Here is a 20668-nt window from a genome sequence, read left to right on the forward strand (position 1 = left end):
TTATCAGGCTCTTGTTGTTTAAACGGTATACCCAGCCCTCTAAAAATGTGCGATTTCAGCAACTTCAGGTTGTTTGGGTATATGGCGGCAGTACAATAGCAAAAACAATCATTAAGGCTCGCCATGGAACTGGTTATTTCGTTGCTGCAGCAAATGTGTGTGTATTTGGTTCTTGCCTACACACTCAGCAAAACCCCCATCATTTTGCCATTGCTAAATATTTCCTCTCGGTTAAGTCATCGTCTTATTTGTTACGTTCTCTTTTCTGGCTTCTGTATTCTTGGCACTTACTTTGGGCTTCACATTGATGATGCCATTGCCAACACTCGTGCCATTGGTGCCGTTATGGGTGGCTTGTTTGGCGGGCCTGTCGTGGGCTTTTTTGTCGGGCTTACTGGCGGGATTCATCGTTACACTTTGGGCGGTTTTACCGATATCGCCTGTGCCATTTCGACCACAGCCGAGGGCCTGATTGGCGGTTTGCTGCATGTCTATTTAGTAAAACGTCACCGCGCCAGCCTATTGTTCAACCCCTTCGTGGTGTTCGGCATTACTTTTATCGCCGAAATCGTTCAAATGGCAATTTTACTGCTCGTCGCGAAGCCTTTTGACCAAGCCTATGCTCTGGTTTCAGCCATTGCAGCCCCGATGATCATTGCCAATTCACTCGGCGCCGCGTTGTTTGTAAGCATTCTTCAAGATCGCAAAACCATATTCGAAAAGTACTCCGCAACGTTTTCCCGACGCGCACTAACCATCGCGAAACGGTGCGTGGGTATATTACACAGCGGTTTTCATCAAGAAAGTGCCAATAAAATTGCCCGCATCATTTACGAAGAAACCCAAGTTGGCGCGGTGGCCATCACTGACAAAGACAAGATCCTCGCGTTTGTCGGGCTTGGCGATGATCACCATTTACCGGAAACGAAAATCTCCTCGCAAAGCACGCTCGACGCCATGCACCAAGACACCATTATCTATCTCGATGGCACGGAACATCCTTATCAGTGCTCACTCTCATCGGAGTGCAAGCTAGGCTCAGCCTTGATTATTCCGCTTCGCTCAGGCGATGACGTAGTCGGCACCATCAAGCTTTATGAACGTAAGCATAAGCTGTTTTCCACCATCAACATGTCAATGGCCGAAGGCATTGCCCAACTGCTGTCGAGCCAAATCCTATTCAGTGGCTACTTGCAGCAAAAGTCATTGTTAACGCAGGCTGAAATTAAGCTGTTGCAAGCGCAGGTGAATCCCCATTTCTTGTTCAATGCGCTCAATACCATTAGCGCTGTAGTTCGCCGTGACCCCAACAAAGCAAGGGAGCTTATCCAAAATCTTTCGCAGTTTTTCAGAAGCAACCTCAAGCAGAACATCAATACGATTTCGTTAAGAGAAGAACTGGCGCATGTGAATGCGTACCTGAGTATTGAAAAAGCACGCTTCACTGACAGGCTCAACGTCGACATCACTATTGACGAAGCATTGCTGGATGTTCAGATCCCCAGCTTTACGCTGCAACCCCTCGTGGAAAATGCCATCAAGCACGGGATATCTACCTTGCTAGAAGACGGGCATGTGCGAATTTACAGCCAGCCATCACCGCTAGGCTTTGCCATTTCAGTAGAAGACAACGCGGGCTGCTACACTCCCCCAGCGACGAATCATCAAGGGTTGGGTCTAGAAATTGTCACCAAACGACTCGAAAACCAGTTTGGGCGTGACTCACAGCTAAAAATAGACTGCGAGCAAGACCAATTTACGCGAATGACGTTTATCATTCCCGCCGCCAAAATGAATAAAGGTGCATAAATAGGATGTTAACGGCGCTCGTTATTGATGATGAACAGTTTGCCCGTGAAGAGCTGATTGATCTGCTGAGTGAATCCAATGAAATCACGGTTGTCGGTGAAGCGCCGAATGCCATTGTTGGGTTGAAGAAAATCAATGAATTGAAACCTGATGTGGTGTTTGTGGACATTCAAATGCCACAAGTCACAGGGTTAGATCTCCTGTCGATGCTCGATCCTGACACTATGCCATACGTGGTTTTCGTTACGGCTTACGACCAATATGCCATTCAGGCTTTTGAAGACAACGCGTTCGATTACCTCCTCAAACCTGTTGAACCACAGCGTTTAGTGAAAACCCTGCAAAAATTGGTGCGCAATGCCAACAAAGGAACCTTGTCACAGAATGTGACCCCGATTGCTAGCGAGCAATTGGCACAAGTTCCTTGTATGGGACACAACCGTATTGTGCTGATCCCCACGCCTAACGTTGAAAGCGTGTATACCGACCTCAGCGGCGTACATGTTCGCTCTGCCGACCAAACTGCCAGTACCCAACTCACGCTAAAAACACTGGAAGATAAAACACCCCTGCTTCGGTGTCATCGTCAGTACTTGGTTAACGTGCAACACATTCGTGAAATCACGCTATTGGAAAACGGGTTGGCAGAAGTCATCACCACCAGTAATTTCACGATCCCTATTAGTCGTCGTTATCTAAAAGCCTTAAAAGAAGTCATAGGACTAAAAGCGCACTAAATTCTCTCCTAGCCCAACATGACGTTGGGCGAAGCAATCATGCTCGACAGTTAGCGTCCATTGATGCGTTCTTTCTATGTCACCAACCCCCGTGCTTCGCTCTGCGGATCTGTTTCACCGCTCTGTTGCTCGAACCCATCCCTGATTTGTCACACATACGCGCCAACACCGCGTACGGCTGTGAACTATCGTCCTAGTTACCTTATTTCTTCACTCACCCGATAAGTATTCCTATGACAGATCCTAATGCGTCCCATCATCGACATATGACCCTTTGGGGCGTTGTGGCGCTAGGCGTCGGCTCAATGGTCGGTGCAGGTGTGTTCGCCTTACTTGGGCAAATCGCCGTCAATGTGCGGGGGGATACCTGGATTGTGTTTGTACTTGCGGGCATCGCCGCGCTGTTTTCTGCTTATTCGTACGCCAGACTCAGCGCCAAATTCCCATCTAGGGGCGGAGTGACTGATTTCTTTGCTCTGGGAATGGGCTCTCCCAGAATCGAACGTGCCCTCGCATGTTTATACCTGATCACGCTAGTTCTTACACTCGCGTTGGTGTCCAAAGCTTTTGGCGCTTACGCTGCTCGTGTCGTCCACCAGCCGGAGCATAGTGATTGGGCAAATATCTATGCCACAGGCGTGTTGATCGTGCTGACACTCGTCAATTTAATGGGGTCAAAAACCATCGGGCGCGTTGAAGTATTTCTGGTCGCCATCAAGCTCGCTATTCTCGCGCTATTTATCGGCGTGGGCGCGATGACACTCAAACCCGCTATGCTTGAAGTCCACGCGGATGTCGCGCCATCACTGATGTTTTCTAGCATTGGGTTGGCATTTTTTGCCTATTCAGGGTTTGGTATGATGGCTTCTGCCGCCGCCGATGTCCCTCTACCCGAAAAAACAATGCCCCGCGCATTTATGCTCGCGGTGAGTTTGGTGATGGTGCTTTATGTGGTGTTAGCCTTGGTTGTACTCGGCAACGTCACTCCCTCTGACCTCGTCGCGTATTCAGACACCGCTGTTGCACAAGCTGCCGCGCCGATACTGGGTGATTGGGGCTTTTTGCTTGTCTCTCTCGCTGCATTGTTCGCTACTGCTTCGTCCATCGTGGCGAATATATTCTCCATGCTCAACGTCTCCAAACAAATGGGAAACAACGGCACACTGCCCCAAGTATTTCGGACTCAAGCCATTGCAGGCGGTACTAGGGGGTTTTACAGCCTGATTGCCGTCATCATTGTGCTCACCAACTTCTTCGACTTATCGTCTATAGCCAACGTCGCCAGTGCGACCTTTCTTGCCTGTTATATCGCGGTATTTATTGTCTGCTGGCGAAGACGAAAAGACTGCCACGCCAACCCATTGATTATCGCAGTGGGTTTCTTGGTGATGTCCGGTATTTTTGTCACCTTCATTGGGGAAATGATTGCAGAAAAGCTTTGGCTACAGTGCATCACCCTTGCGGGGGCAGCCTTGCTCAGCCTGCTGATCGGTTGGCGATCCCCTAACAGCAGCGATAACCAACAAACAGATAGTCACCATAGTGGGCAACAATGAATGTCATTTCTAGTACGTTAAGTCGTATCCAAGGCGAAGCCAGAGGCCGTTTATTCACCCTAGTGGGCGTAATGATCCTGAGCTTCGACAGCTTGCTTGTCCGCTTGATTGATAGCGAAGAATGGACGCTGATTTTTTGGCGAGGTTTACTGCCTGCCATCGTGTTCTATTTGGCGCAATGGAAGATGGACAATCAAGTGCTTAAAGCGCATTTTTTTCACCCCAAGATCAGTACGTTGCTCACTGCTTCACTTTTTTCTGCTTCTACCATTTGTTTTGTATTTTCACTCGACCATACCGAAGTCACCAGCACGCTAGTGATCACCAATACCGCGCCATTAATCACGGCAGTTCTGGGTTTTTTCTTTCTTAAAGAAACGCTCAATCGCTCAACAATTGTCGCTATCATCATTTCTGTGGGAGGTATTTGGTTAGTGTTTGGTTATCAGCCAAACCCTGCAGAACTTGAAGGGGATTCGTTGGCGCTAGTCACCGCGGTTTCAATGTCTGTTTATATGATTATGCTGCGTAAAACCCAAGCGCGGTATGCCACTGTATTTTTGATTTACTCCGGCATCTTCACGGCCATTATCGCCCTCATCGCTGGCGCTAAACCGTTTTCCCTGCCGCCCATCAGTGATCTCTATATTGTCTTGCTGTGTGGCGTGGTATTACCTTGTTCATTTTTGCTGATCAACGTTGGCCCGCGATACCTTCCCGCCGCAGAAGCCAGCCTGATACTGCTGCTAGAAGTGCTGTTCGGCCCACTGTTGGTTTGGCTAATTCTTGGAGAAATGCCAGCGCCCGCCGTTGCGTTAGGCGCAGGGATCATCGTTGTTACACTGGCTGGTCACACGATCTGGAGTCAGCGCAAACACACATAGCCAGCGCTCGTGGCATACTTACCTGATTTAAAATCTCACTGCATGTGTGGAAACACGAAAGAAAACTAGTCGCTATTGGCTTCTTTGCCCGTTTCTTTAACAAGCCCCTGCCCCGAGCGCAGCAGCATGCTAAGCAGTTTGTCATTGTCGATCGCTTCACCAGACAAAATACTGGCGAGTATTTCGCTGCCAAACAACTGAGGGGAAAGAAGCACATCCGGTTTTACTTGCTTCACTTTGTTCATGTTTTTTGCGTCATTTACTGCAACCACAGTATGAATGTCTAGGTTCAACTCTTTCACTGATAACACGATAAATGCATTCGTTGCATCATCATCTGTCAAAGCGAGAATAGCGCGACTTTGTTCAATGCCAGCGGTTTTTAGCAACGCATCATCCGTACAATCCCCAGAAAGCATATCAAGCTTCATTCCCATTTTTTGCTCGATGAGAGGGAATTTGTCTTCGTCCTCTGACGTCAACACGGTGACATCCAATCCGCGCCGCTTTAGCTGCACAATCGTACTCGTTGCCAGCACCGACACACCGCAAACAATATAGTGATTCTTCCGATTCATTTTCTTGGGCGATCCTTTTACAAGTTTATTTAAACCACCCCAAATGAGCGGCCCAAATACCGTGGTTAACGATGTGGCAAAAACGGTGATCCCTGCGATGATCACCGAGATTGTGAACAGTCTTGCGCTTTCAGTCATGGGCGTAATATCTCCATACCCCACCGTTGTCATGGTGACCATGGAGAAATAAAAAGCCGTCATCAGATCATGAATTTGAGGGTGAAATCCGCCCCCAAAATAGAGTGCGCCATACGTGGAATAAAAGAGTAATGCGATGAAGCTAATGAACGCTGCAATCCCACCCGCTGTCGCACTCGAGTGACTAAAGTCGTTACTGGTGACCATCAGGAGGGCAATGGCGCCAAAGCTCCAATAGAAGTGCTTGGTAAGATGGGGGAAAAAATGCCATTCAAAGGCCAGCAAGATCAGCAACAATATAATACTGACAGCCCAAGCAATGCGGGCTCGGAACAGTAAACCAATGGCATTGAGCATGAGAAAAATGCCCAATAAAAACCAAGGTCCATTAGCAATATCAGCCCAATTGATACCGGTAAATGTTTTGATATTGAACACAGCAAAAACGTCGGTCGACTGCCCCCAAACCGACAGGAAGATAAACGCGCCGTTGGCGAAAACCATTCCCGCCACCAGATAGTGCCGGATGGTCATCCATGCTGACACGAAGTGCCGAAAAACCTGCCGTATGATGCCCAAACTGCACCCTCAATATGCTGATAACTCAGGCAGTATAGTCAGCGATAGGCGCACTAACGTGCTTCATTATTAGGTCAGTGCGGAACTATTGGAAAACCCCTCGGCATGAGGAAAATCACGGCAGACCGGCTTATCTAGTCACGAAGGGGAAGAACAAACGGAATAACAAAAGCAAAAATCAGTGATGGTATGGTCATAAACAAAAAAACCGCGGGAACATCTTATGATGTTTCCGCGGTTTTTTAACCGTCCAAACACTATCTCTATACTTGCGGATCTATTGATCGCAACCCATGATCACGACAGGGTTGGAACTAAATAGGTAGCCATCAAAGTTAGGGTCATCAATGTCAGACAGCTCTATAAGTCGTTGTTTTACATTTTCTAGGTGTTGCCACATAGCACTCTTTGCAGCAATAGGGTCTTTCCTCTGCATGGCTGCTAGAATCCGAGCGTGATCGTCTAACCATTCATCGCGGTAGTCTTGAGTGCTGATACGTGAATGAAGCTTTTTCCACATAGGGCTTTGCTCACGTCGATCCCAAGACTGCTTCAGCATATCCACCAACACAGAGTTTTGCGTCGCAGCAGCGATAGACATGTGGAACTCTTCATCACCACTGTATCCCGTGATACCGCAAGACAATTCACTTCGCTCTAATTCGAGCGCAGCACGCATCTTCACAATATCACTGGGAGTGACTTGAGTGGCCGCAAACTCGGCAATATTGCTTTCCAACAATTGACGAGCCTGTAGCATTTCAAACGGACCCGCTTCATCACTCACCTGATTATCATGCAAGTTAGAGACACTCGGAATATTCAGGATATACACGCCAGAGCCTTTCTTAACTTCAACTAAGTTTTCTAGCTCTAACATGATGATAGCCTCACGTACTACAGTGCGACTGACATCGAGACGTTCTGCAATATCACGCTCAGGAGGCAACCTATCACCGACCTTATATTGGCCATCGCTGAGTTCGTTTCTTAGTATTAGACCTATCTCTTGGTAAGGTCTTTTGGGTTCAAAAGGTTTCATGACAATACTTGTACTTTATCCGTTTGCTTTCTCGAACCATCATAACGACCAATGGAAATTGGTCAACCCAATTCCACTGGACAAATTTAAGGTATTGTTTTTAATTGATTTAAATCTAAAAAAATGAAAATGATTCGATGCATTGCTATCAACCAATTTACTCAACTAGCGCCTTTTCCTACCTGTAATTTATTGTGACTCGCGGTCGTGATCACCCGAGCTTAGCTTGGAGATGATACTAAGCGCTCTGACTTCATCATTCGATATGCAGTAATTACACCTAAAAACAACAGAATGCTTTCGATAGCAATGCCGCCGATTGACCCAATGATTACTGCATTTGAAATCCCGAAGAAACATGAAAAAATCAACACAAGGCGCATCTTAATCCCTTTAAGAGTAACAATGGCCATTGTATTGATAACCGCCCCAATGACAGGAAGCATATCAACGGGTTTTGACATAAGTAAAATACCAACAATTGAATAGATTGCTGCGAATATCAATGCCACCCACAGAGAACTATACCTAATAGAGACAACATTTCTTACAACCCCAACCATGAGAGTACTTGCTGTGACCATTGAACTTAACATGACGTAGTGAGATGCCAGCAACATATAACCAATGGTCATCCAAACTTTCAACTTAATATCATTTGTTTGTAATATCGCGATTATCGCTGTTGAAAATGCCAAATAACCAAGAATCTGAGACGGTGAAAATATTTCGTTCACGTTAGTTTTCCAAGTTAAGAAAAGGGAGGTTATACCCAAAAAGTGACATGCACGAAGCAGAAGACGAAGTTGTTCAATTCGCCATACAAAAAGAGCGGCCATATGACCGCTCTTTGCATTCGTATCGCTTAATTATTTTTGGTTGAAGTCTTTAACTACACCCCAACGAGCACGCAAGTGGTGTGCTGCCATCTTAGGTTGACGGTCACGAGTAAATGCACCCTTTTTGTTGCCGTTAACACGAATAATGCCTTGGCCAGTATTAAAGTCATGCATATTCCAGCAGTGCTCACCAACGACTGCGTCACAGCTATCAAATGCCGCAAAGTTCTGGTCTAAGTACTCGTTGTAATACTCTTCAGTGAACATTGTCGATGGCAGAGCGTGGAAGCCTGAAACCGTGTCGGCACCGAATTCAGTGATGATGACTGGTTTGCCTTCCGTCGCCCAGCCAGCAAGTTCTTTTGCGAATTGATCACCCGCATTTGGCAAGTCAGCACCGTTAGTCACGTACCAACCGTAGTAGCGGTTTAAACAGACAACATCTGCAAACTGAGAAGCTTTACAGTTGCCGTAAGCAGCCAGCATAAAGTTAACCATTGTCATCGGTCGGTCTTGTGCATCTAAGCCATCACGAGCAAACGCAAAGATTTCTTTGAAGTAAGCTTCGGATGATTCTTGAGATGAATCAGGTTCGTTCGAGAGCGACCACATAACAACACAAGGGTGGTTCTTATCACGTGCGATTAGCTTAGTAATCGCATCTTTGTGATTGACCATACCTTCAGTTTGCACATCTTCACGGTCGAAGTGCTTAACAGGAACGGCATTAGAACCACCCATACCCGCTTGAGAAACATCTGTCATATTCCAAGCACCAACGTGCGATACTTCGTCGATGATGACTAAGCCACGACGGTCAGCAAGTTGCATGAACTCTTCTGGATAAGGGTAATGCGAAGTACGTAAAGAGTTAGCGTGGATCCAGTCTAAACATTCAAGATCGCGTAGGTTCATAATGTCGCTGTGACCACGGCCGATGGTGTGTGCATCGATGTGGTGACCAAAACCTTTGAAGTAAAAAGGTTCGTTATTGATTAGGAATTTAGTTCCTTCAACTTTCACCGTACGAACACCAACAGGTAGCGTGTAGATGTCGACAAGCTCTTCACCTTCAACAATCGTCGCGACAAGGTCGTACAGGTAACCTTTGCGCGGTTGCCAAAGAATCACGTTCTCAACGGTTAGCGACCCTTGCTGACCATCCGCGGTAGCGACAACTTCACCCTCTGCATTAAGCAGCGATACACGGATCTCCTGACCAGCATTCAGTGCAGACTCAATCGTATATTCTACGGTACCGGTTGTCCCTTCGAAGCCGGTGACAACAGTGATATCATTAACACGCGTTTTAGGCACTGCAACCAAACGAACTGACGAATGGATACCTGCGTAGTTAAAGAAGTCGAATGCAGGCGTACATTCTTTCACGCCGTTGTCATGTGTCTTCACGGAACCAACAGGGATTGTTACCTTAGATAGTTCGTTGTTAACAACGACAACAACCGTGTTTTTCTGGCCAAACTTAGCGACGTCATTTAAGTTGCCACCAAAAGGCGTGAAACCGCCCTCATGTGACACAAGTTCTACACCGTTTACAAAAACAGTGGCACGATGTGTTGCTGAGCCAAATCGAATCAGTGTATCCAGTGCTTCGAATTCAGAAGGAATATAAAAGTCTGTTTGATACCAAACATCACCACAGAAATCTCGTTTTGCAGCTTCGGTGAAAATGTCGTTGTAAGAGCTTGGAACAACCATTTCGATGGTGTCGGTAAGACCATCTTTCCAATTTTCGTTACGACCTACACCTTGGGTATCAAACTTAAATTTCCAAATACCATCAAGTGAAATTACACGGCGCTTTTCATTATCTAGTGGGTACATGAATACAGACATTTTTATTCCTTTGATATAGTAATTTTTGATTAAAATAACTTATTTTAAAATTTGGTTAGTGACCTAAATCACCATTATTAATAAAACAATAAATTAAAAAAATTAATGATTAAAAAGCATTCAAACAAGTATCAGCATGGGACTACTGAAAGAAGTTAAAATCATATTGCGCAGCAAACTTAATATCATAATAATCAAGCTGACCTGCCTTTTCTCCTGTTTGATCCTCTTCAGCCTTGTTAAGAACAAGTGATGACTTTAATCCTTTAAGTTGGCCAGAAGTAAATTTATGGGAAATTGTCAAGTTAGCACCAATACCATCTACTACGGTTGTTTCGTATGAATCTAAATCACCATCAGTCTTAACGATGAATAATCCTGAAGACCAGTTTTCATTGAAGTTGTAGCCGCCACCAACTTGCCAAGATGTCGTATTGTGTCCATTCCGTGCAATTGACATATCAAATGGAAATACAATATCGGTATCGATTGAAGATCCTGTAATCTTGTCACCGACTTGACCAAAGCTAGCCACACCAAAAACCTGACCTTTGGCAATAGTTATTTGCGTCGAAGCGACATAAGTGTTTTCTACATCATTTAATTGGTTTTCTTTTGTGTAACCGATTGTTTGTCCATAGAAAATACGACCGTCGAACTTCACAAATAAGTCGCTATCAGTGACAAACGCATAATCTAAGTTGCTTTGTAATTGATAAGTGTCATCTTCTTGATAGCGGGCACCAAATGATGCGGCATACATTGGCGCGTCATACACGACACCAATATGATAACGCGGTGTATGTTTTCCGTTGACTGCGTCATCTTTCCAAGCGGTATCAAACCCACCCGCTGTTTTTGTTGTCACTGCACCATAAAAGTCCAGTGTATCGGTTGCTTCGTAATGAACTAAGCCACCCTCTTTCATCGATGGCATGGTTCGAACTGATGAATACTCCAACAATGGCACGATATGATCCATCGAACCATAAGCGTAATCGGTTCCCCAGCGACCTAACTTAATTTCAAGTCCTTGGACAGGTTTAAGATTGACAGAGCCACCAAGCAAATTGAATGATTCATCGTTTGCATCTAGATATGCACGCGATGTTGCATCATCAGCCACACTCATGAGTTTGTGGATCGAGTAGGAATAGGCTTCTACATCAAACCAACTGCTTAGGTTAGATGTTTCATAGTCAACCATGACACCTTGAACCCAAGCTTCTACGTTTCCGTACTTACAATCTTGAGCATCAGGATCACTGCCACAAGCACTTGGGCGATCTGCCATACGTAACTCATTGCGCAAACGAACACGTAAATCTTGCTCTAGTTCATCAGAAGTGGCTCCTGATTGACTTTCTGATGCCATCGCTCCACCAGATAGCGCCAATGCAATAGCAGATACTAAAAGTCCTACATTGAATTTCTTGCTCTTCATAAGATACCTTTCTGTTTCACGTTATGGTTTTTAATATTTATAAGTAACAACTTCATTTGGGTTACGTTTTTTATTATTTTGAGTCAGCACCAAGCTTCATCATTGCTTGGTTGTGTAAAACCATTTGTTCACGTTTTTCAGGAGTGATATTCCACATAAATTTGAAGATTAAGAACATGGCAACGGATGCGATGGCAGGCAGTAGGAAGATCATCGCGTGCAAGCCGTTTTGTGTTTCCATGGTCTGAGTGGCAAGTGACGGGTCATAGCCAATAACACCGATACCCACACCCGCTAGAGCACCCGCTAACGCGCCAGCCACTTTACGAGACAGGGAGTAAGACGCGTAAATAACGCCAGCTTCACGCTTGCCACACTTATATTGGTTGTATTCGATACAGTCAGAAACCAGGCACCACATAATCGCGACAGTAAACATACTGAACAGTTTTTCTGATGTGTAGAAAGCGAGATATTGCATTGGGGTTTCAACGTAGAAGTAACCCACCACGCATAGCAAAACTGTCATCAAGGAGCACATCATGATGATGTTACGCACACCAAAACGAGCAGTTAATTTCGGCGTAACAAGCAGAATCACAATCATTGCACCAAGGTCGATAATGCCCGTATACGCTAAGATTTCGAGTGCATTGTCCATGTTGCTCTTAATCCAGAAGATAAGAGTCGCACCGACACCGTAAAGCGCAGTTAGGCAGCAAAGTCCGGCTAAACTCACAGCAATTAAAGGACGATTCGAAGCAAGAGATTTAATTTGCTGTGTGAACGGCGTCATAGGCGCTGGTTCTGGTTTGATGTTTTCTTTAGTATTGAAAACAGCAATCATGTGGCAGGTAATACCAAATAAACCGAGTACCGCCATCGCAAATAAATAGCCTTTACCAATATCATCAGCAAATAGGGTTAACATGATTGGAACTACAAACTTAACCATGGTTGAACCAACAATCGCGCCTAACGTTCTGAATGTTGATAAGCTGGCTTGTTCCGCTGCATCTTGCGTCATTGAACTGGCTAGAGAACCGTAACTGATATTACAGATCGTATAACACATACCCCATGTAATATATGTTAGGTAAACCCAAGCTAATTTTTGCCCATCTGACAATGAGTCTGGAACAATAAACATGAGTATTGCTGAAGCCGCTAAAGTAAACGACCCCCACTTAATAAATGGTCTAAATTTATCCTCTGAAGGATTATTTAATTTAGCGTACCTCAGCTCAGCGATAGTACCCATCATTGGGTCGTTGATTCCGTCCCATATCCTGGCTAATAGAAATAAGGTACCTACTGCCGCGGCAGATATACCAACAACATCAACATAAAACGCAAGTAAGAATGTGGATGACATAGCAAATGACATGTTGTTACCTATGTCACCAAACATGTACCCCACTTTATTTCGTAGAGTTAACATTTTCATTTTTATTATTCCATGTTATTGAATTTGGCTGGGTGACCAAGACATTTAGCCACCCTAATCATTAAGTTCTATTGCTGTTCATTTATTAAAAAGGGCGCGTTTAATCCCTAGTTCTAAGCCGCGGACTTCTGCGAGTCCTTTTAGTCGACCGATACAGGAATAGCCTGGGTTGGTTTTTTTCTTCAGGTCATCAATCATTTGATGCCCATGATCGGGTCTCATTGGAATAGAGCGCATATCGCCTTTAGCAATACGTTTTTCTTCCTGAGTAATGAGTGCTTTAACAACCTCGTACATATCGACGTCACCCTCTAGGTGAGCCGCTTCATGAAAGCTTGATTGGTTTTCTTCACGTTGTGTTGAACGCAGGTGTGTGAAGTAAATACGATCGCCATGTTTATTGATCATGTTCACTAAATCATTATCGCCGCGAACACCGTAAGAACCTGTACACATGGTGATGCCGTTCGTCATGCTTGGCACGGCTTCGGTTAACCAGTCGATGTCCTCAATGGTTGATACAATTCGCGGTAGGCCCAAAATTGGACGCGGTGGATCGTCCGGGTGTACTGCCAGTTTTAGTCCATATTGCTCACAAACAGGCACTAACTCTCGTAAGAAAGCAGCCATATTTTCACGTAAAATGTCTTTGGTAATGTCTTGGTAGCGGTCAAGTTGGGATTGGAAGTCTTCTAGCGTGTAGCCTTCTTCCGCCCCTGGTAATCCCGCGATGATATTAGAAGTAAGCTTGTTTAAATCTGCTTCAGACATTGCGTTGAAGTAATGGTTAGCTTGTGCAATTTCTTCTTCGCTATATTCTTTTTCTGCACCAGGGCGTTTCAATATAAAGAGTTCAAATGCGGCAAAAGCGATGTGGTCAAAGCGCAGAGCTTTAGAACCATCACTCATTTCAAACTCAAGATCAGTTCGTGTCCAATCTAATACTGGCATGAAGTTGTAGCACACAGTGTCAATGCCACATTCCGCCAGATTAACAATGCTTTGTTTGTAATTCTCAATCCATTCGTTGTAGTTACCCGAGCGGGTTTTAATTTCTTCATGCACAGGGATGCTTTCAACAACAGACCAAGTCATGCCCATTTTTTCGATGGTTTCTTTGCGTTTCAATATTTCCGCCACCGGCCAAACCTGACCGTTAGGGATATGATGAAGCGCCGTAACAATGCCCGTCGCGCCCGCTTGTTTGATATCAGATAAGCCTACTGGGTCGGAGTCCCCATACCATCGCCACGTCTGTTCCATAAAATCCTCTATTTCTTTATTTTTCGTTTTAGGAGCGTTTGTTTGTTGAAATCGACAACATGGGAATGTTTTTAATCAATCAATCGACTCGAGGCAATTGTGAATGATCAATTGGTTGACCAAACCTGCAATAAAATTTAATTTTGGTGTGCCAACATTGATTTTGTGATGAATATCTGAGATTAAGCGCGGCTTTTCAATTACATCGGCATCAAAATGAAGGTATTTGAAGTAGGGAAAATGGCGTGTGGATGGATGAGAACCCTAGGTTCTTAGCGGCAGTAGGCTTTATTTCTGCAGTCAGCCAAAACCGGCCACATATCAGACGATTAACGGTAAATTGCTTTTAAATAACAAGTTTTTCACATTACCTGTCTTGTTTTATCTGTTCAGAGTGATCCAACGCCGAACACAATTTCGCAGTTGTTACCCAATCCAATGGCCGAACCAACCTAAATTGATTGACCAAAATCACAGTTATCAGCGGATTATTGGTCAACCAAAACAATTGTGATCATTCTCACTATCAGTCACAACCCCCTGTTTTATACTGCGATTCAATCGAAATCACGCCACCAATATGACGTGTCTCGCTCTTCTTCATTGGTTTACCAATAGAGCAACCACATCAATATGGCGTCGCAGAATCAATAACAACCCTCCGATCGGTTATATAGGACACCATCATGAAAACCGTTTATAACTCAATGCTCAATGACTTTGTGCAGCTACCCGACTACGACCGATCTGTACTGAAGAGCCGTATTGTTCACCTTGGGTTTGGCGCGTTTCATCGTGCTCACCAAGCGCTCATCACTAATGAGATGCTAAACAGAACAGGTTGTGACTGGGGCATTTGTGAAATCAATTTGTTCGGCGGTGAAGACTTAATCCAGTCGCTTCGCGCACAAGACCACCTTTATACCGTGGCGGAAAAAGGCGCTGATTCAACAACCTTAAAAGTGATTGGTTCAGTAACGGAATCAATGCACCCTAGCCTAGATGGCATTCACGCTGTTTTAGAGAAGATGGCAGAGCCTCAAGTCGCTATCGTATCCATGACTATCACAGAGAAAGGCTACTGTGCAGACCCAGCAACAGGGACACTCGACAAGAACAACCCACTGGTCGTTGCCGACCTTGCAAACCCTACTGAGCCAAAATCAGCACTGGGTTACATCGTTCAAGCGCTACTACTGCGTCGTGAGCGTGGCTTGTCTCCTTTCACTGTTATGTCTTGCGATAACGTGCAAGAGAACGGGCATGTTGCAAAGGCTGCCATTCTTGAGTTCGCTCAATTGCTTGACCCAGAGCTCGCGGCTTGGATTGAAACTCACGTAACGTTCCCATGCACCATGGTTGACCGCATCGTTCCCGCCGCGACTGAAGAAACGCTGGCTGAAATCTCTGAACTACTTGGATGTGAAGACCCTTGTGCCATTGCCTGTGAACCGTTCCGTCAATGGGTCATTGAAGACAACTTTGTTGCAGGTCGACCAAATTGGAATATGGCGGGCGCACAGTTCGTGGCAGACGTGGTGCCTTATGAAGAAATGAAGCTACGCATGCTCAATGGCAGCCACTCTTTCTTAGCCTATTTGGGTTACCTTGGTGGTTATGCACATATCTCCGACACCATGACCGACGAGGCATACCGTAGCGCCGCATTTAACATGATGATGCAGGCGCAAGCACCTTCACTCACTATGCCTGAAGGTACGGATTTAGAAGGCTACGCCACACTGCTTATCGACCGCTTTACCAACCCAAGCTTGAAGCACAAAACATGGCAGATAGCGATGGATGGCAGCCAGAAGATCCCACAACGTATGGGCGGTAGCTTGCAGTTCCATCTTTCGGAAGGTACTTCATTCTCTTGGCTAGCAACAGCCATTGCTGGTTGGATGCGCTATGTCTCCGGTGTGGATGAACAAGGCAACGAAATCGATGTTCGTGACCCAATGGCTGAAACCTTGCGCGCTATTTGTGACCAACACGGTCAAAGTCCTTCTGTCGTGCCCGCTTTGCTTAACATCGAAGCGATCTTCCCTGCCGAACTGGGCGAGAATCCATATGTGGTTGACGCAGTCAGCACCGCTTATCAATCTCTGATTGATCATGGCGCTCGCGCTACCGTTGCAGCATTGTAAGAGACATTTGCTATGAAGAATTTCCTGTGTGATGACTTTTTGCTCTCAAACGAAACCGCCCGTCGTCTGTATCACGAACACGCGAGCCATCAACCGATTTATGATTTTCACTGCCACTTAAATCCAGCGGAAGTTGCAAAAGACCGTCAGTTTGAAAACATCAGTAAAATTTGGCTTGAGGGTGATCACTATAAGTGGCGAGGCATGCGTTCGGCTGGCATTGATGAACGCTATATTACAGGTGATGCGAGCGACAAAGACAAGTTTGTGGCTTGGGCAAAAACCGTCCCTCTGACAATTGGCAACCCTCTATACCATTGGACTCATCTAGAGCTTCGCCGTCCATTTGGTATCACAAGCACCTTGTTTGGCCCAAACACAGCTGATCAAATATGGCATCACTGCAATGAGCTATTAGCGACCCCTGAGTTCTCTGCTCGCGGCATCATGAAACAGATGAATGTGGTGATGGCGGGTACAACCGATGACCCAATTGATTCCCTAGAGCACCACAAAGCGATTGCGACGGACACAACGTTTGAAGCTCAAGTATTGCCAAGTTGGCGTCCAGACAAAGCGTTCAAAATTGAGTTAGATGTGTTTGCGGATTACATGCAAGCGCTGGGTGAAGTTGCCGATGTGAATATTCGTCGTTTCGACGATCTACTGACAGCCTTAGATAAGCGCTTAGCGCATTTTGATGCTCACGGCTGTCGCGCAGCAGACCACGGAATCGAAGTGGTTCGCTACGCACCAATCCCGCGCGAAGCTGATTTAGATTCCCTGCTGGCACGTCGTTTAAGCGGGGAAACACTCACCGAGCTAGAATGCGCACAGTTTTCAACGGCGGTTCAAGTATGGCTGGGCAAGCGTTACGCAAAATTGGGCTGGGTGATGCAGCTTCATATCGGCGCACAACGCAACAACAACACGCGCATGTTCCTGCATTTAGGTGCCGATGCGGGTTTTGACTCCATTAGTGATAAAACCTTCGCGTTTGAATTAGCACACCTGCTGGACGACATGGATAAGAGTAACGAGTTACCACGCACAATTCTTTACTGCCTTAATCCTCGTGACAACGAAATGATGGCGACCATGATGGGTAACTTCCAAGGCGGCGGTATCGCTGGCAAGGTGCAATTTGGTTCGGGTTGGTGGTTTAACGATCAGAAAGACGGAATGCAACGTCAAATGGAACAGTTGTCTTCACTTGGTCTTCTTAGCCAGTTTGTAGGCATGTTGACAGACTCTCGCAGTTTCTTGTCATACACACGCCACGAATACTTCCGTCGCATTTTGTGCGAGATGGTGGGTCGCTGGGTCGAAAAGGGCGAAGCGCCGAACGACATGTCACTGCTTGGCCCAATGATAGAAAACATCTGCTTTGGCAACGCCAAACGTTATTTTGAAGAGAGGACTTAATGCATGAAACACATCGCCATTATCGGTGAATGTATGATTGAGCTGAACGGAAAGCCTTTCGGTTCAATGCATCAAACTTTCGGCGGCGACACGCTCAATGCAGCTGTGTATTTACGACGTGGCACCGAAGCCAATGCCCATCCAGATAACATTAAAGTGTCTTATGTGACGGCATTAGGCACAGATCCAATCAGCCAAGGCATGCTGACACGCTGGCAGCAAGAAGGTATCTCCACTGAATTGGTGCTTCAAGACAACACGCGTACGCCCGGCCTTTACCTGATCCAACTGGACGACCAAGGCGAACGCACATTCTTGTACTGGCGTAATCGATCTGCAGCACGCTACCTGCTTCAACACCCATCGTTTGACACGATTAAACTCGCGTTAATCGACGTTGATATGGTGTTTATAAGTGGCATTACGCTAGCGATTTTACCTAATGAAGATCGCATTGCCTTGCTGCATTTGTTGGGTGAACTCAAAGCCCAAGGTGTCGAGATTGCTTTCGATAGCAACTTCCGCCCTGCGTTATGGCCACAAGACAACAACCATACAGTCAAAAACGTGTATCAATCCATGTACTCATTAACCGATGTAGCATTAGTGACGTTTGATGATGAACAGCTCCTTTGGAGAGACGCATCACCAGAGCAGACCATTGAGCGCCTCGCATCGCTTGGTGTCACTAAGTGCATCGTCAAACTGGGCGAAGATGGCTGCTTAATTAAAGATTCCGGCGCGGCTTCGGCTCCACGGGCCGTGCCAACTCATCCCGTCGCTGAAGTTGTTGATACCACTTCTGCAGGCGACTCATTTAATGGTGGATTTCTGTCTGCCTACCTAGCAGATACCGACCTTATTTCGGCCTGCCAGCGCGGCAACGCCATGGCGGGTGTCGTCATTCAACATCGTGGCGCCATCATTGCGAAAGATCTTACTCTATCGGTCATCAAGCCCATTTAAGGATTACCAATGCCTAGCATTAAAGAACAACTGAAAGCCCTGAAAGTTATTCCTGTTATCGCGATCGACAACGCTGAAGACATTATTCCTTTGGGTAAAGTGTTGGCAGAAAATGGCTTGCCTGCTGCTGAAATTACCTTCCGTTCGGACGCCGCTGTCGAAGCAATTCGCCTGCTACGTGCTTCGCAACCGGACATGCTGATTGGCGCGGGTACTGTGTTGAACCGCGAACAAGCCATCGCGGCAAAAGAAGCCGGTGCTACCTTCGTCGTTTCCCCTGGATTTAACCCAAATACCGTGAGAGCTTGCCAGGAAATTGGTATCGATATCGTCCCTGGCGTGAACAACCCAAGCACCGTCGAAGCAGCATTAGAAATGGGCCTCACCCTGCTCAAGTTCTTCCCTGCAGAAGCATCAGGCGGTATCAACATGGTGAAATCGTTACTGGCGCCTTACACCAACGTAGAGCTGATGCCTACCGGCGGTATTAACCCAGCCAACGTGAATGACTACCTCGCTATTCCTCGCGTCGTGGCCTGCGGCGGTACATGGATGGTTGATAAAAAGCTGATCGAAGAAGGCAACTGGGATGAGCTAGCTCGCCTAACTCGTGAAGCAGCGGCATTGGTGAACTGAGCCTATTCGGCGAACTAAACGGCCCTAGATATCAGGGCCATTTTTTTTGCAGAAAGATGGAGAAACAACATGGAAATGTGGTTCACGCAGTTGGTTGGCGGCGTCGCCTGTCTGGTGGGTATTTCTGCATTTTGGCAAAAAGACGATTTACGATTTCGCTATCAGATGATGGCATTTTGTTTCGTCATGAGCCTTCACTTTGCGCTTATGGGCGCAGCAGTCGCCGCAACGGGTGTCGCCATAAACGGAGTACGCAGCTTTGCTTCCGCCAAAACCCGCTCTCGCGTCGTCATGTGGTTTTTCATTGCTCTGATGTGGGCGATGACTATCAGCAATATTTCCCACATTTTTGAATTGATGGCAGTGGTTGGGTCAACCGTTGCGACGTGGGCGCTGTTCACTTTGAATGGCATCGTTTTGCGCTCACTCATCTTGTTCAACTCTTCATGCTGGCTAGCACACAACCTGTGGCTAGGCTCCATTGGTGGAACAATTGTCGAATCCGCCTTTATCATCACCAACATCTTGACGATTTATCGGTTGTATTCGTCGCAACAAGCGACTCAAAGCCCCAGCCAAGTTTCCTAATCACGCGTTATCACTTTCCCTTGATCATCATGCGGCGCTATATCGCCGCATATTTAGGAGCAAAAATGTCACAAATCAAACCATTGAGTTGGAATGACCAATCAATCCCTCACAAGTTTTGGGTAGAGCAACAGGACGATGGTTGCAAAATCTGCTTGGAAGTCATTAAAGACGTCGAACCAGAACGGCTTTCTTTGGTCGTGCCCGACGTGGACATAGAGACGGTACTCACTGCATGGCAAGGACATGCAACCAATATTACGCCTGCTTTTGATGACGGTATTCTATTCACTCAAACCCGTGCGCTACTTAACTTACCTCAAGGATGCTTGCTTTGGGCTGTTACCCATATAAAACGCATAGATGACCTAAAAATGTCGGCAGATAAGCTCTTTTTTGTACCCTTGCGAACGATGGGTCAGTAAGGAAATGAGATAGCTTTAACATCACTAGAATGCAAAAAGGCCGCTGAATCATCAGCGGCCTTTTCTAATTTGGCGGAGAGATAGGGATTTGAACCCTAGGTGGGCTATAAACCCACGCCGGTTTTCAAGACCGGTGCTTTAAACCACTCAGCCATCTCTCCGTTGTTGGAGCGCATACTAATGGTGGAAGGGAATACTGTAAAGCCCTTTTGTTGATCATGGCGTTCAAGTGCGCCTTTTTTAAACAAACCTGTTCTTTTTCCACCACTTTCATGCGATTTCGCACCTCTGACGGCTCAAATACC

The 20668-nt window shown here is 46.1% G+C and carries 17 protein-coding genes and 1 tRNA gene; 10 read left to right on the forward strand and 8 right to left on the reverse strand.

The genetic code is table 11. The features are described from left to right. Positions 1-123 precede the first annotated feature (123 nt). From LRP50_RS20320 to LRP50_RS20335, 4 genes are all read left to right on the forward strand, one after another. A complete protein-coding gene (locus LRP50_RS20320; RefSeq protein ID WP_274166276.1) occupies positions 124-1809 on the forward strand; it encodes a sensor histidine kinase in 1686 nt (561 codons plus the stop codon). Positions 1810-1814: 5 nt separating this feature from the next. Further along, positions 1815-2546 carry a two-component system response regulator BtsR gene (gene btsR / locus LRP50_RS20325; protein WP_274166277.1) on the forward strand — a complete coding sequence of 244 codons (732 nt, stop codon included), beginning with the start codon at positions 1815-1817 and terminating at the stop codon, positions 2544-2546. 233 nt (positions 2547-2779) lie between these two features. Then, complete coding sequence (locus LRP50_RS20330; protein WP_274166278.1) at positions 2780-4102, forward strand: APC family permease; 1323 nt, start codon at positions 2780-2782, stop codon at positions 4100-4102. After that, positions 4099-4986 (forward strand): DMT family transporter, encoded by an 888-nt coding sequence (locus LRP50_RS20335; protein ID WP_274166279.1) that lies wholly within the window; start codon positions 4099-4101, stop codon positions 4984-4986. The genes LRP50_RS20330 and LRP50_RS20335 overlap by 4 nt, the downstream gene beginning before the upstream one ends. Before the next feature lie 65 nt (positions 4987-5051). Here the strand turns inward: LRP50_RS20335 and kch are convergent, their stop codons facing one another. The 7 genes from kch to uxuA all read right to left on the reverse strand — a co-directional run bounded on the left by kch (position 5052) and on the right by uxuA (position 14173). Next, on the reverse strand, positions 5052-6281 hold the full coding sequence (gene kch / locus LRP50_RS20340) for a voltage-gated potassium channel protein (RefSeq protein WP_337992926.1): 1230 nt from the start codon (positions 6279-6281) through the stop codon (positions 5052-5054). 277 nt (positions 6282-6558) lie between these two features. Beyond that, positions 6559-7323, reverse strand: a complete 765-nt coding sequence (locus tag LRP50_RS20345; protein ID WP_274166281.1) for an FCD domain-containing protein — start codon at positions 7321-7323, stop codon at positions 6559-6561. A 221-nt stretch (positions 7324-7544) separates the two neighbouring features. Further along, positions 7545-8162, reverse strand: coding sequence for a YgjV family protein (locus LRP50_RS20350; RefSeq protein ID WP_274166282.1), 618 nt, complete (start codon positions 8160-8162; stop codon positions 7545-7547). A gap of 30 nt (positions 8163-8192) precedes the next feature. Beyond that, positions 8193-10019 (reverse strand): beta-glucuronidase, encoded by a 1827-nt coding sequence (gene uidA, locus LRP50_RS20355; RefSeq protein WP_274166283.1) that lies wholly within the window; start codon positions 10017-10019, stop codon positions 8193-8195. 142 nt (positions 10020-10161) lie between these two features. After that, positions 10162-11463, reverse strand: a complete 1302-nt coding sequence (locus LRP50_RS20360) for an OprD family outer membrane porin (protein ID WP_274166284.1) — start codon at positions 11461-11463, stop codon at positions 10162-10164. A 73-nt stretch (positions 11464-11536) separates the two neighbouring features. Beyond that, positions 11537-12910 (reverse strand): glycoside-pentoside-hexuronide (GPH):cation symporter, encoded by a 1374-nt coding sequence (locus tag LRP50_RS20365; RefSeq protein WP_274166285.1) that lies wholly within the window; start codon positions 12908-12910, stop codon positions 11537-11539. 78 nt (positions 12911-12988) lie between these two features. Then, on the reverse strand, positions 12989-14173 hold the full coding sequence (gene uxuA / locus LRP50_RS20370) for a mannonate dehydratase (protein ID WP_274166286.1): 1185 nt from the start codon (positions 14171-14173) through the stop codon (positions 12989-12991). A 686-nt stretch (positions 14174-14859) separates the two neighbouring features. Here uxuA and LRP50_RS20375 point away from each other — a divergent pair. The 6 genes from LRP50_RS20375 to LRP50_RS20400 all read left to right on the forward strand — a co-directional run bounded on the left by LRP50_RS20375 (position 14860) and on the right by LRP50_RS20400 (position 20363). Further along, a complete protein-coding gene (locus tag LRP50_RS20375; protein ID WP_274166287.1) occupies positions 14860-16323 on the forward strand; it encodes a fructuronate reductase in 1464 nt (487 codons plus the stop codon). Between the two features lie 12 nt (positions 16324-16335). Next, positions 16336-17748, forward strand: a complete 1413-nt coding sequence (uxaC, locus tag LRP50_RS20380) for a glucuronate isomerase (RefSeq protein ID WP_274166288.1) — start codon at positions 16336-16338, stop codon at positions 17746-17748. 3 nt (positions 17749-17751) lie between these two features. Beyond that, positions 17752-18714: a sugar kinase gene (locus LRP50_RS20385; protein WP_274166289.1), complete on the forward strand. Its 963-nt coding sequence runs from the start codon at positions 17752-17754 to the stop codon at positions 18712-18714. A 9-nt stretch (positions 18715-18723) separates the two neighbouring features. Then, positions 18724-19350, forward strand: coding sequence for a bifunctional 4-hydroxy-2-oxoglutarate aldolase/2-dehydro-3-deoxy-phosphogluconate aldolase (locus tag LRP50_RS20390; RefSeq protein ID WP_274166290.1), 627 nt, complete (start codon positions 18724-18726; stop codon positions 19348-19350). A gap of 69 nt (positions 19351-19419) precedes the next feature. Next, a complete protein-coding gene (locus LRP50_RS20395; protein WP_274166291.1) occupies positions 19420-19938 on the forward strand; it encodes a YgjV family protein in 519 nt (172 codons plus the stop codon). 65 nt (positions 19939-20003) lie between these two features. Next, a complete protein-coding gene (locus LRP50_RS20400) occupies positions 20004-20363 on the forward strand; it encodes a hypothetical protein (protein ID WP_274166292.1) in 360 nt (119 codons plus the stop codon). 70 nt (positions 20364-20433) lie between these two features. On the opposite strand, the gene LRP50_RS20405 is transcribed toward LRP50_RS20400, so the two are convergent. After that, a tRNA-Ser gene (locus LRP50_RS20405) sits at positions 20434-20524 on the reverse strand. Positions 20525-20668 lie beyond the last annotated feature (144 nt).

The sequence above is a fragment of the Enterovibrio gelatinilyticus genome (genome assembly GCF_028683095.1).
GTDB classification, from domain to species: Bacteria; Pseudomonadota; Gammaproteobacteria; order Enterobacterales; family Vibrionaceae; genus Enterovibrio; species Enterovibrio gelatinilyticus.